This is a genomic window from Streptomyces sp. CA-249302 (assembly GCF_050936785.1).
Classification (GTDB): domain Bacteria; phylum Actinomycetota; class Actinomycetes; order Streptomycetales; family Streptomycetaceae; genus Streptomyces.
Genome location: NZ_JBNJMG010000001.1, coordinates 1472024 through 1484725, shown reverse-complemented (window position 1 = coordinate 1484725; position 12702 = coordinate 1472024). Strand labels below are relative to the sequence as shown.

The 12702-nt window shown below is 71.3% G+C and carries 12 protein-coding genes; 4 read left to right on the top strand and 8 right to left on the bottom strand.

From position 1 onward, the window contains the following. Positions 1 to 62: 62 nt before the first annotated feature. The 3 genes from rocD to ACQEWB_RS06670 form a co-directional block, all read right to left on the bottom strand. On the bottom strand, positions 63 to 1292 hold the full coding sequence (gene rocD, locus ACQEWB_RS06680; RefSeq protein WP_432828032.1) for an ornithine--oxo-acid transaminase: 1230 nt from the start codon (positions 1290 to 1292) through the stop codon (positions 63 to 65). Next, positions 1289 to 2113, bottom strand: a complete 825-nt coding sequence (gene ddaH / locus ACQEWB_RS06675) for a dimethylargininase (protein ID WP_432828030.1) — start codon at positions 2111 to 2113, stop codon at positions 1289 to 1291. Before ddaH ends, rocD begins: the two co-directional genes overlap by 4 nt. 153 nt (positions 2114 to 2266) lie before the next feature. Continuing rightward, positions 2267 to 2752 carry an Lrp/AsnC family transcriptional regulator gene (locus ACQEWB_RS06670; RefSeq protein ID WP_432828028.1) on the bottom strand — a complete coding sequence of 162 codons (486 nt, stop codon included), beginning with the start codon at positions 2750 to 2752 and terminating at the stop codon, positions 2267 to 2269. Between the two features lie 77 nt (positions 2753 to 2829). Between ACQEWB_RS06670 and ACQEWB_RS06665 the strand changes: the two genes are divergently transcribed. From ACQEWB_RS06665 to ACQEWB_RS06650, 4 genes are read left to right on the top strand one after another with little or no spacing between them, the layout of a single operon-like run. Then, positions 2830 to 3579: a LytR/AlgR family response regulator transcription factor gene (locus ACQEWB_RS06665; protein WP_432828026.1), complete on the top strand. Its 750-nt coding sequence runs from the start codon at positions 2830 to 2832 to the stop codon at positions 3577 to 3579. A gap of 2 nt (positions 3580 to 3581) precedes the next feature. Beyond that, positions 3582 to 3944, top strand: a complete 363-nt coding sequence (locus ACQEWB_RS06660) for a hypothetical protein (protein WP_432828024.1) — start codon at positions 3582 to 3584, stop codon at positions 3942 to 3944. Continuing rightward, positions 3941 to 5653, top strand: coding sequence for a cation acetate symporter (locus ACQEWB_RS06655; RefSeq protein WP_432828022.1), 1713 nt, complete (start codon positions 3941 to 3943; stop codon positions 5651 to 5653). Before ACQEWB_RS06660 ends, ACQEWB_RS06655 begins: the two co-directional genes overlap by 4 nt. Further along, positions 5650 to 6867 carry a sensor histidine kinase gene (locus tag ACQEWB_RS06650; protein ID WP_432828020.1) on the top strand — a complete coding sequence of 406 codons (1218 nt, stop codon included), beginning with the start codon at positions 5650 to 5652 and terminating at the stop codon, positions 6865 to 6867. Before ACQEWB_RS06655 ends, ACQEWB_RS06650 begins: the two co-directional genes overlap by 4 nt. Positions 6868 to 6882: 15 nt before the next feature. Here the strand turns inward: ACQEWB_RS06650 and ACQEWB_RS06645 are convergent, their stop codons facing one another. The 5 genes from ACQEWB_RS06645 to ACQEWB_RS06625 all read right to left on the bottom strand — a co-directional run bounded on the left by ACQEWB_RS06645 (position 6883) and on the right by ACQEWB_RS06625 (position 12575). Beyond that, positions 6883 to 7056 carry a hypothetical protein gene (locus ACQEWB_RS06645; RefSeq protein ID WP_242777128.1) on the bottom strand — a complete coding sequence of 58 codons (174 nt, stop codon included), beginning with the start codon at positions 7054 to 7056 and terminating at the stop codon, positions 6883 to 6885. A gap of 13 nt (positions 7057 to 7069) precedes the next feature. Continuing rightward, the gene (locus tag ACQEWB_RS06640; RefSeq protein ID WP_432828018.1) at positions 7070 to 8983 is read right to left on the bottom strand and encodes a protein kinase domain-containing protein; all 1914 of its coding nucleotides are present in this window, start codon (positions 8981 to 8983) and stop codon (positions 7070 to 7072) included. A gap of 28 nt (positions 8984 to 9011) precedes the next feature. Then, the gene (locus ACQEWB_RS06635; protein ID WP_432843665.1) at positions 9012 to 10349 is read right to left on the bottom strand and encodes a DUF6777 domain-containing protein; all 1338 of its coding nucleotides are present in this window, start codon (positions 10347 to 10349) and stop codon (positions 9012 to 9014) included. 144 nt (positions 10350 to 10493) lie between these two features. Continuing rightward, complete coding sequence (locus ACQEWB_RS06630) at positions 10494 to 11444, bottom strand: cytochrome c oxidase assembly protein (RefSeq protein ID WP_432828016.1); 951 nt, start codon at positions 11442 to 11444, stop codon at positions 10494 to 10496. A 105-nt stretch (positions 11445 to 11549) separates the two neighbouring features. Continuing rightward, positions 11550 to 12575, bottom strand: coding sequence for a 6-phosphofructokinase (locus ACQEWB_RS06625; RefSeq protein ID WP_432828014.1), 1026 nt, complete (start codon positions 12573 to 12575; stop codon positions 11550 to 11552). Positions 12576 to 12702: the final 127 nt, after the last annotated feature.

Genomic DNA, 12702 nt, shown 5'->3' with positions numbered 1-12702 from the left:
GGGCGGCCGAAGGGTGAAGCGGGCGGATCGGGGACCGGCGTCCGTGCGCCGGCCCGGACCTCCTACGCCAGCACCTTCTCCAGCGCCCCCAGCGCCGACTCCAGCTCGTCCGCCGTGATCGTCAGTGGCGGCGCCAGGCGGATCGTGGAGCCGTGGGTGTCCTTGACCAGGACGCCCTCCCGCATCAGCCGCTCGCCGATCTCCCGTCCCGTGCCGATCACCGGGTCGATGTCGACGCCGGCCCACAGACCCCGCGCCCGGAAGCCGGTGACGCCCTTGCCGACGAGCCGGTCGAGACCGCCGCGCAGGACCACGCCCAGCTCGGTCGCCCGGCGCTGGTACTCGCCCGTCTCCAGCAGCTCGACCACCGCCGTGCCGACCGCGGCCGCGAGGGGATTGCCGCCGAAGGTCGAGCCGTGCTCACCGGGGCGGAGCACCGCGAGCACGTCCCGCCGGGCGACCACCGCGGACACCGGCACGATGCCGCCGCCCAGCGCCTTGCCCAGCAGCAGCACGTCCGGCACGACCGACTCGTGCTCGACGGCGAGCGTCCGGCCCGTGCGGCCCAGGCCCGACTGGATCTCGTCCGCGATGAACAGGCACCCCTTGCGCCGGGTCAGCTCGCGCACCCCGGCGAGGTAGCCCGCGTCCGGGACGACCACGCCCGCCTCGCCCTGGATGGGCTCGAGCAGCACGGCCGCCGTCGTCTCGTCGACCGCGGCTTCGAGAGCCGCCAGGTCGTTGTACGGCACGATCCGGAAGCCGGGCGTGAAGGGACCGAAGCCCTGCCGCGCCGTCTCGTCCGTGGAGAACGACACGATGGTCGTCGTTCGCCCGTGGAAGTTCTCCGCGGCGACCACGATCGTCGCCCGGTCGGCCGGGACGCCCTTCACCTCGTACGCCCATTTGCGGGCCACCTTGATGCCGGACTCGACCGCCTCGGCGCCCGTGTTCATCGGGAGCACCATGTCCAGGCCGGTCAACTCGGCCAGTCTCTCGGCGAATTCGGCCAACTTGTCGTGGTGGAAGGCACGGGAGGTGAGGGTGAGGCGGTCCAGCTGCCGGTGGGCCGCGTCGATCAGCGCCGGGTGGCGGTGGCCGAAGTTGAGGGCCGAGTAGCCGGCCAGCATGTCCAGGTAGCGGCGGCCCTCGACGTCTTCCACCCAGGTGCCCTCGGCGCGGGCCACGACCACGGGCAGCGGGTGGTAGTTGTGCGCCAGGACCGGTTCCTCGGCGCGGATCAGCTCGGCGGACGAACGCGTGGGCACGGGTACTTGAGTGGGCGCTGTCATGAACGGATCTCCTGGGTGCAGCATTTGATGCCGCCGCCTGCCTTGCGGAACTCGGACAGGTCGACGGGCACGGGGACATAGCCGCGGTCGGCGAGGGAGGCGGCCAGGGACTCGGCCTGGGGCGCGATGAAGACGTTCTGTCCGTCGGAGACGGAGTTGAGGCCGAAGGCCAGCGCGTCGTCGAGGGTGGCGAGCACGGCGTCCGGGTAGAGCCGGGCCAGCACCTCGCGGCTGCCCGGCGAGAATGCCTCCGGGTAGTAGGACACGTTGTTGCCGTCGGTGGTGTCGTCCAGGACGAACAGCGCCGTGTCCAGGTGGTAGAAGCGCGGGTCCACCAGCGTCAGGCTGATCACCGGGTGCCCGAAGAACTCCTGCACCTCGCGGTGCGCCTCACGGGTGGTACGGAAACCGGTGCCGGCCAGCATGTACCGGCCCGTCCAGACCAGGTCGCCCTCGCCCTCGCAGACGGCCTCGGGCCGGTGCACGTCGAAGCCGGCCGTCTTGAACCACGTGTCGTAGTGCGTGGACTCCGGGCGCCGCTCGGGCGCGTGGAAGAGCGAGCCGAAGACCCGGCCGTCCACGACGACCGCGGAGTTCGCGGCGAAGACCATGTCCGGGAGCCCGGGCGCGGGCTCCACGGTGTCGACGGCGTGGCCGTGGGTGCGGTAGGCGTGGATCAGCGCCTGCCACTGCTCCCGGGCCAGGTCGACGTCGACCCGGACATCGGGTTGCATCCAGGGATTGATCGCGTACTGCACGGCGAAGTGTCTGGGTTCGCAGACGAGGTACCGCCGCCGGCGCGGCACACGGGAATCGGACACAGAGGGGTTCCTCCGCTTCCTGGGGGTGTCGACTGGGTTGACACCAAGGTAGGAAGTGACCGATACGGGCGACAAGCAACGAGAATTGCGTGTCCGCGCAGGAATCCTGCGTCTTTCTCCGGTGCTGCGCAGGTCTGCTGCGCACTCGGATGTTTATTCGGGCGCGGGCTGCGTGGCGCCCGCCTCCGGGCTCTCCGGGAGCAGATGGGACAGCACCATCACGCTGATCGTCTTCCGGATGAACGGCTCCACGCGGATCCGCTCCAGCACCTCCTCGAAGTGCTCCACGTCCCGCGCCCGCACATGCAGCAGCGCGTCCGCGCCGCCGGTCACCGTCATCGCCGCGGTGATCTCCGGATGGTTGCGGACCACCTCCGCGAGCCGCCGCGGCGGGGCCGCGCCCTCGCAGTACACCTCGACGTACGCCTCCGTGCTCCAGCCGAGCGCCGACGGCTCCACCGTGGCCGTGAACCCGGTGATCACCCCCGTCTCGCGCAGCCGGTCCACCCTCCGCTTCACCGCGGTGGACGACAGCCCGACGGTCGCGCCGATCTCGGCGAAGCTCGTCCTGGCATTGGCCATCAGCGCATAGATGATCTTCCGGTCGGTCTGGTCGAACGGCGCGGGCCTGCTGTTCATGTCGGCACTGTATCCAGCGGATACGCCCACCCCCGGCACATGTCCACCCGTGCCGATTCCACCTACACTCCGGGTTCATGCTGCGCGCCCTCGCCGTCGACGACGAACGCCCCTCGCTGGAGGAACTCCTCTATCTGCTGAACGCCGACCCCCGCATCGGCACCGCGGAGGGCGCCGGCGACGCGACCGAGGCGCTGCGCCGCATCAACCGCGCGCTGGAGTCCGGGCCCGGCGGCCCCGAGGCGATCGACGTCGTCTTCCTCGACATCCAGATGCCCGGCCTCGACGGCCTCGACCTGGCCCGGCTGCTGACCGGCTTCGCCCAGCCGCCGCTGGTCGTCTTCGTCACCGCCCACGAGGACTTCGCCGTACAGGCCTTCGACCTCAAGGCCGTCGACTATGTCCTCAAACCGGTCCGCAAGGAACGCCTCGCGGAGGCGATCCGCCGGGCCGTCGAACTCACCGGCAGCGCCCCGCGCATCCCGGTGCACGAACCCGACCCCGACCACATACCCGTCGAACTCGGCGGCGTGACCCGCTTCGTGGCCGTCGACGACATCACCCACGTCGAGGCCCAGGGCGACTACGCACGCCTGCACACCGACCGGGGCAGTCACCTCGTACGGATCCCGCTGTCCACCCTGGAGGAGCGCTGGCGCTCCCGCGGCTTCGTCCGCATCCACCGACGCCACCTGGTCGCCCTGCGCCACGTCGGCGAACTCCGCCTGGACGCCGGGACGGTGAGCGTCGTGGTCGGCGGCGAGGAGCTCCAGGTCAGCCGGCGGCACGCACGCGAGCTGCGGGACCTGCTGATGAGGAGGCCCTAGCCGTGCCCAACCAGGACCCCGCCGAGCGGCGCGTCGTCGTCACAGGACCGCCCCGCCGCACCCGCCCCGCCTCCGGCTACTACCGCCCGCGCACCGAGATCGACGAGCAGACCACCCTCGGCCACACCTACGTCCGCTCCCTCATGCGCTCCCAACTCCGCGCCGCCCTCGCCGTGTTCGCGGTCCTCGGCCTGCTGATCGGCCCGCTGCCGCTGGTCTTCGCCGCCATGCCGGACGCGCACCGCCTGGAATGGGCGGTCCTCGGCTTCTGCCTCTACGCCCCCCTCGTCCTGCTCGCCCTCTGGTACGTCCGCCGCGCCGAACGCAACGAGCGGGACTTCGTGCGGCTCGTCGAAGACCGATGAACTCGAGCTATGCGGTCCCCGCGGTCGCCCTCGTTGTCGTAGCGACCGTCCTTGTCGGCGCCTTCGGCCTGCGCATCTCCCGCACCACCTCCGACTTCTACGTCGCCTCCCGCACCGTCGGCCCCCGCCTCAACGCGGCCGCCATCAGCGGCGAGTACCTCTCAGCAGCCTCCTTCCTGGGCATCGCCGGCCTGGTCCTGATCCAGGGCCCGGACATGCTCTGGTATCCGGTCGGCTACACCGCCGGCTACCTCGTCCTGCTCCTGTTCGTCGCCGCCCCGCTGCGCCGCTCCGGCGCCTACACGCTCCCCGACTTCGCCGAGGCCCGGCTCGCCTCGCACGGCGTACGGCGCCTCGCCGGGGCCTTCGTCGTCGGCGTCGGCTGGCTGTATCTGCTGCCCCAACTCCAGGGCGCCGGGCTGACGTTGACCGTCCTCACGGGCGCGCCCGACGTGCTCGGCGGGGTGATCGTGGCCGTCGTCGTGGTCGCCACCGTCGCCGCCGGCGGCATGCGCAGCATCACCTTCGTGCAGGCCTTCCAGTACTGGCTCAAGCTCACCGCCCTGCTGGTCCCCGCCCTCTTCCTGGTGCTCGCCTGGCAGGGCGACGGATCCCCCGACCACGCCTTCGAGGAACCGGCCACCTTCCGCGAACAGCGCGTCGTACGGGTTGACGACAGCCTCGACCTGAAGCTGGCCAAGCCGCTGACGGTCACCGTCACCGGCACCGTCGACGGCCGCACCCACGACGGCCGGCGCCTCCTACTCCCCGCCGGCACCCACCACATCAAGCAGGGCACCCGCCTGACCTTCGCCAAGGGCACCGTCGTTCCGGCCGCCGACCGCGGCACCAACGGCGGCATGTCGACGTCTCTCGCCTCGGGCCGCCAGGAACGCCCGCTGTACGCCACCTACGGACTGATCCTCGCGACCTTCCTGGGCACCATGGGTCTGCCGCATGTCGTCGTCCGCTTCTACACCAGCCCGCACGGCGTCGCCGCCCGCCGCACCACGGTCGCCGTCCTCGGCCTGATCGGCGCCTTCTACCTCCTGCCGCCCCTCTACGGCGCCCTCGGCCGCCTCTACACCCCCGAACTCGCCCTCACCGGCGACACGGACGCCGCCGTACTGCTGCTGCCGGACCGCATGATCGGCGGCGTCGGCGGCGATCTGCTCGGGGCGCTGGTGGCCGGCGGGGCCTTCGCCGCGTTCCTGTCCACGGCGTCCGGACTGACCCTGGCCGTCGCGGGCGTGCTCACCCAGGACGTCCTCCCGTCGCGCGGGGTTCGGCACTTCAGGCTCGGCACGGTGCTGTCCATGGTCGTCCCGCTCGCCGCGAGCCTCCTGGTGACCGGGCTGCCCGTGGCCGACGCCGTGGGGCTGGCCTTCGCGGTGTCGGCGTCCTCGTTCTGCCCGCTGCTGGTCCTCGGCATCTGGTGGCGGCGGCTGACCCCGCCGGGCGCGGCGGCCGGGATGCTGACCGGCGGGGGCTCGGCCTTCGCGTCGGTGGCCGCGACCATGGCCGGATTCCCCGGCTCCGGCCCGCTGCACGCTTTACTGGCCTGGCCCGCGCTCTGGTCGGTGCCGCTGGGCTTCCTCACCATGGTGCTGGTGTCCCTGGCCACGCCGGGGCGGGTGCCGGCCGGGACCGAGGGCATCCTGGCGCGGTTCCATCTGCCGGAGGCGCTGCGGGCGGAGGTGAAGGCATGAGCGGATTCCTGGCCGGTCTGTGCGTGGCCGTACTCCCGCTGCTGGCCGCCGGTTTCTGGCTGGGCCGGCGCACCGCGCGGCCCGAGAACCTCGCCGGTCTCGGCACCCCCGTCGAGCACGCCACCTTCCAGACCCTGCACACCGCCTCCCTCGCCGCGCCCCCGCTGCGGGCCGGGCTGACGGAGGAGACCGCCCGCAAGTCGGCCCGCAGGCTGCGTTCCCTGCTCGGCACGGACGCGCTGTGCCTCACGGACCAGAAGGAGGTCCTGGTCTGGGACGGCGTCGGCGGCCATCACCGCACGGAGATCATGGAGCGGCTCGCCGGCGCGCTGGAGACCGGCCGCGGCGAGGCCTTCCGGCTCAAGTGCGAGCACCCGGACTGCCCGGTCCGCTGGGCCGTCGTCGCCCCCCTCACCGTCGACGACCGCGTCCACGGCGCCCTGGTCGCCTGCGCCCCGCGCGAGTCAGCGGTCCTCGTACGAGCGGCCGGGGAGGTGGCCCGCTGGGTCTCCGTCCAGCTGGAGTTGGCCGATCTCGACCAGTCCCGCACCCGCCTGATCGAGGCCGAGATCAAGGTACTTCGGGCCCAGATCTCCCCGCACTTCATCTTCAACTCGCTCGCGGTGATCGCCTCGTTCGTCCGCACCGATCCCGAGCGTGCCCGGGAACTCCTCCTCGAATTCGCCGACTTCACCCGCTACTCGTTCCGCCGGCACGGCGACTTCACCACCCTCGCCGACGAACTCCACGCCATCGACCACTACTTGGCGCTCGTCCGGGCACGCTTCGGCGACCGCCTCTCGGTCACCCTGCAGATCGCCCCCGAGGTGCTGCCGGTCGCCCTGCCCTTCCTGTGCCTCCAGCCGCTGGTCGAGAACGCCGTCAAACACGGCCTGGAGGGCAAGGCCGCGAGTGCCGGGGGCAAGTGCCACATCAGCATCACAGCCCAGGACGCCGGCGCCGAGGCCCTGGTCGTCATCGAGGACGACGGCGTCGGCATGGACCCGGTGCTGCTCCGTCGTATCCTCGCGGGCGAGGTCAGCCCGTCGGGCGGCATCGGACTGTCCAACGTCGACGACCGGCTCCGGCAGGTCTACGGCGATGCCTACGGGCTCGTCATCGAGACCGCCGTCGGCGCGGGCATGAAGGTCACCGCCCGGCTGCCCAAGTACCAGCCGGGCGTCCACTCCGCCGGGCGGATCGGCGAGGAGTGAGCCGCGTGGTGGGTGTCAGGCGCTGCTGCGGGTGGCGATCATGCCGAGGGTGAGCAGCCCCAGCACGACCCAGCCGAACCACAGCCACCCGTTGCTGCCGAGCGCCACCGTATAGGCCGTCACGACGACGAGCCCGCCGACCGTCAGCACGCCCATCGCCTTCGTGGAACCGTCCGTAGAACCGGGCATCGCAACACCCTCCTCAGGATTCGTTCCCCTCCATGGTGCCTCCGTTCTGCTTCCGGACGGTGCACACGACGAAATGGGTGCCCGATTTCCAGGGGCCCTGGCTGGTCCAGGAGCCGGAGGTGTAGGCCGAAGGGTCGAAGCCGTAGTCGCCGGGCGGCACGTTCTTGAGGCAGGCCGCGTCCGACTCCGTGCGGGCCTCGGCGAACGTGACGTCCTTGCCCAGCTGGGTGAAACCGAGCACCTGCTCGTCGTGCGGGCCGGAGCAGGCGACCAGGGCGGCGTTCCGGTTGGAGGGGGTCCGAAGGCAGTCCCGGCGCTGCATGTTCTCCGTGTGGGTGAAGGTCGTGCCGAGCTTGCGGTTGTCGCCGAGCGGCCCGTAGACCGGCCCGTGCGCGCCCACCACGAGACAGGCCACGCGCCGCCCCGCGGCCTGGAAACCGGCGTCGGTCGGCACGATCGCGACGCTGTGGACGTCCGCCAGCCGCTCCCGGATCTCCTGCGTCCGCTCCTCGCACCGCGCCGGCCCCAGCCTGCGCGCCTCGTCCGCCGAAGCCGCCGACGCGAACGCCATGACCTGCCCGTCCGGCGGCCCGTTCGCGCAGGTCGGGTCCAGCTTCAGCCGCGGTGTGCCCTGGAGCTTGGCCACGGGCCAGTCGGCGAGCACGCAGTCGCCGTCCTTGAGCGCCTCGGAGAGCCCGACGGCCGAGCCGTACGGCGCCTTCGACCCGTCGTCGCCGGTCGTCCGGTGGGCCATGGCGTACCAGACGCCGCCGAGCGCGAGCACAAGCCCCAGGGAGGCGGCGACCACGGCCCGCAGGACTCGCGGGAGGGCGCTGCGGCGATGCGTGGCCGGGGGCGGCCCGGGCACCACGACGGGCCCGAAGCCACTCGTGCCGAAGCTGCCCGCTCCCGAGCCGACGCCCCCATAGCCACCCGCCGCGAGGCTGTCCGAGCGGAAGCCCTCCGCGGGCCCGGGCCCCGGTGGCGGGGGCGGGGTCACACCTGCCCAGGGCGGCTGCGAACCGAGGTCGGTCTGGGTGCGGGCGAACGAATCCGGCTCCGGCGTGACGATCCGCGACAGCGCCGCCTCCGCCTCCGGCGCGGACGGCCGCCGTGCCGGATCCTTCTCCAGCAGGCTCTGGAGTACGGGGCCCAGCGCACCGGCGCGCTGGGCCGGCCGCGGCTCCTCCATCACGACGGCGGTCACCTCGGCCAGATGCGACTCGCGGTCGAAGGGACCCCGGCCCTCCACGCCGTAGTAGAGCGTGCAGCCCAGCGAGAACAGGTCGGCCGCGGGCGTCGGCGGCCCGCCCGTGGCCCGCTCCGGCGCCAGATAACCGGACGTCCCCACCAGCACGGACGCCAGCGTGTACCGGGTCTCACCGGCGTCCGGCTGCACCGAGATGCCGTAGTCGGTGAGCAGGATCCGCCCGTACGGCGCCCCCGAGCGGTCCGGCGCCAGCAGGATGTTCGCCGGCTTCACGTCCCGGTGCATCACACCCCGCTCGTGCCCGGCGGTCAGCGCGTCGAGCACGGCGAGCCCGATGCGGGCGCACTCCGCGGGCGCGAGCGGGCCGCGCCGCTCGACCAGGTCGCGCAGGTCGACCGCGCCGCTGACGTACTCCATGACGATCCACGGCAGTCCCTCGTGCTCCAGGACGTCGTGCACGGTCACCACATGCGGATGGCCGCGCAGCCCGGCCGCGTGCCGGGCCTCGGCGCGGGCCCGGGCGACCCGGGCGTCACGTTCGTCTCCGATGGGCTCCGGGTGCCGGAAGACGATCTCCTTGAGCGCCACCTCGCAGGCGAGTCTCTGGTCGTGGGCGAGCCAGACATGGCCCATGCCGCCGCTGCCGAGCCGGTTCAGCAGCAGATATCGGCCGGCGATGATCCGGCCCACTCCCGACGTCGGTGATCCTGAATGCATCCGGTGACTCCCGGGTTCTGCGGGGGCGCTACATGATCGCGCCGACGGCGGCCCCGGAACTCGCGGGCGCGCTCGTGGCGGGTGCGCTACTGGTCTCGGGCGGCGGCGCGCTGGTGGTGACCGGCGCGCTGGTGGTGACCGGGTCGCTCGGCGGGGGTGGCGCGCTGCTGGTCACCGGGTCACTGGGCGGCGGAGGTGCGCTGACCGTCGTCGGCGGCGCGCTGGACGGCGGCTTCTCCGAGCTGGGCGGCGCCGCACTCGACGAGGACGGCGGGGCGGAGGACGTACCCGGTCCGCTGCCGGCCGGCGACGAGGGCGAGGACGGTCCGGACGACCCCGACGACGGTCCTGAGGACCCCGACGACGGCGGCTTCGTGGACGGCCCGGAGGACGAGGACTCCGGCGGAGTCGTCGACCCGTCGGATGTACCCCCGGACGGACCGTCCGACTTCCCTCCGGACCCGCTCCCGCTCTCCGGTGACGTCCCGCCGGTCACGCTCAGCGTCACGTACTGGCCGAACGGCAGCTCGGTCCCGGCCGGTGGATCCGAGGCGGTGACGGTCGAGTCGTCGGGCGGCAGCGACTTCCCCGCGTAGCCGACCGCCAGCCCCTTGTCGGTGAGCTGTCGGCTCGCGTCCCCGAACGTCGTCCCGGCGAGGACCGGCACCGCCCGGGGCTTGGCCGCGTTGAAGGGCTTGTCGGACGAGCCCGTCGTGCCGACCGGCCGTTCGATACCGCGGGCGGAATCGTCCACGTCGACCAGGGCGAGCTGCCGGATGGGCCGGGCCGCCGGCCGCACGGCCACCACCGACGAAGGCCGGTATCCCTGCCACTTCTTGTTGCCGTCGTCGAACTTGACCGAAATACGGTTCGTGTCACCGGTGAAGGGACGCAGCGGATTTCCGCACGAGCACTTCACAGCCGGAAGTCCCTGTTCATCGACGAGAATAGCGATTCCCGCCTGGAGCAGGGAGTTGAAGGGGATGGCCTTTCCCTTCTTGTAGTCATGGTTCTGCACGAGAGTGTCGTGACGCAGGAGAACAGGAGTGAGCCGGTCCAGATATCCGGGAATCTCATCGGTCGTAATGCTCAGCGCGGTCGCCCACGCCTGCGCCTTCTGATGGTTCCTGGGATCCGTGAGAAACGCCTTGAGTTTCTTGACGTCACAGATGTTCGGCTTGCGTGTGCCGCCGTAGAGACCCGGCGTGTCCCCCTGTTGCAGGCTGCCCTGCACGACCTGCGAGCGGACCGGCGAGTCGTGCCCCAGCCCGCTGCCCTCGTCGAAGAAGGGCGCGAGGGACGGAATCCCCGCCGAGACCGCCTTCACCAGGGTCAGTGGCGTGCTTCGATCACAGCCACTGAGCATCAGTACGAATACGAGCAGGACGGCGATCCGTCGAATCACCGATATTCCGGCCCTTGGCAGAAAAACGCGAAGTGTCATCACCGCTCCCCCGGCGGTACCCCCGATGCGCTTCATGCTACTGAATGGAGCGGAATGGCGAAGCCTTTAATGCCCTCGTGCGTTCAATGAGGCCAAATAGGCGTTGTACGCCTCGAGTTCCTTGTCGCCGTCGCGATCGGCGGCCCGGTCCTTGCGCCTGGCCTGCCGCTGCTCGGAGCCGTACCACTGGAACAGCAGGGCGAGCAGGACCAGCACGGACGGGACCTCGCTGAACGCCCAGGCGATGCCGCCGGCCGCGGTCTGGTCGGACAGCGCGTCGATGCCGAGCGAGGCGGGCGGGTTCCTGAACGTCTCCACCATCGGGGTCGACGCCATCATCAGCGCGATGCCGAAGAACGCGTGGAAGGGCATGCCGGCGAACAGCTCCAGCATCCGCATCAGATAACCGGGGCGCTGCGGGCCGGGGTCCACGCCGATGATCGGCCAGAAGAACACGACACCCACGGCGAGGAAGTGCACCATCATCACGATGTGCCCCGTCCTGGAGCCCATCAGGAAGTCGAACAGCGGGGTGAAGTACAGCCCGTACAGGCTCGCGATGAACAGCGGGATGGTGAACGCGGGGTGCGTGATGATCCGCATGTACCGGCTGTGCAGCAGCATCAGCAGCAGCTCGCGCGGCCCCTTGCGGCCCTTGCCGGCGGTGGGCAGTGCGCGCAGGGCGAGGGTGACCGGGGCGCCGAGCAGGATCAGGATCGGCGACAGCATGCTGATGATCATGTGCTGCACCATGTGCACGCTGAACATGACCATGCCGTAGTCGTTGAGCTTGGTGCACATCACGAGCCCGATGGTCAGCACACCGAGGACGAACGACACCGTCCGCGCCGCCGACCACTTGTCCCCGCGCCGCCGCAGCCGCACCACGCCGTACGCGTACAGTCCGAGCCCCACCAGGCAGGCCACGAGGAAGAACGGGTCCGCCGACCACTGAAGACCCCGCCCCAGCGTGAACGGCGGCAGATCCATGGTCATGCCGTGCCCGCTGTGATCCATCCAACGGCTCCTGATTCGTGGGGGTTGTGAGCTGTCTGTCCGGACCCAGACTAGAACCGCCCCCGGTCACGGTGGTGACCGGGGGCGGTTTCGCTCACGTACGCCCTACAGCACGCACTCGGCTTCCTCGTAGCGCTCGGCGGGAACCGTCTTGAGCGTCTCCACCGCCTCCGCCAGCGACACCATCACGATATCCGTCCCCCGGAGGGCCGTCATCTTGCCGAACTCCCCGCGGTGCACCGCCTCCACCGCGTGCCAGCCGAAGCGCGTCGCCAGGACCCGGTCGTACGCGGTCGGCGTGCCGCCCCGCTGCACGTGCCCCAGGATCACCGGCCGCGCCTCCTTGCCCAGCCGCTCCTCCAGCTCGATGGAGAGCTGGCGGGCGATCCCGGCGAAGCGCTCGTGGCCGTAGACGTCCTTGCCGCCCTCGTCGTACTCCATGGTGCCGGCGGCCGGCTTGGCCCCCTCCGCGGCGACGACGATCGCGAACCGCTTGCCTGCCTCGAAGCGTTCGCCGACCCGCTTGGCCAACTCCTCGATGTCGAAGGGCCGTTCCGGTACGACGATGGCGTGCGCGCCGGCCGCCATGCCCGAGTGCAGCGCGATCCAGCCGGTGTGGCGGCCCATGACCTCCACGACCAGCACCCGCTGGTGGGACTCGGCGGTGGTCTTGAGGCGGTCGAGCGCCTCCGTGGCGACACCCACCGCCGTGTCGAAGCCGAAGGTGACGTCCGTGACGGCGATGTCGTTGTCGATGGTCTTCGGGACGCCGACGATCGGCAGGCCGGCGTCGTACATCAGCCGGGCCGCCTTCAGCGTGCCCTCGCCGCCGATCGGGATGATCGCGTCCAGACCGAGCTCCTCGACGTGGCCCTTGGCCCGCTCCACCCCGTCCCGCAGATGGGACGGCTGGACCCGGGAGGAGCCGAGGATGGTGCCGCCGCGGGCCAGGATGCCGCCCACCGCGTCGAGGTCGAGCTTGAGGTAGTCGCACTCCAGGAGGCCCTTCCAGCCGTCCCGGAAGCCGATGACCTCGTCGCCGTGGTCGACGACGGCACGGTGCACGACGGACCGGATGACGGCGTTCAGGCCGGGGCAGTCGCCGCCGGACGTGAGGACACCAATGCGCATAGCCCGAAAGAACCTTCTTCGCGTGGTCGGCACCGGACCACGCTGTCCGGCTCGAACCCCGCCACCCTAGCGGCAGGAGGGGGCGGGGCCGCACCGTATGTCCGACTGCTGGACGACCCCGCTCACC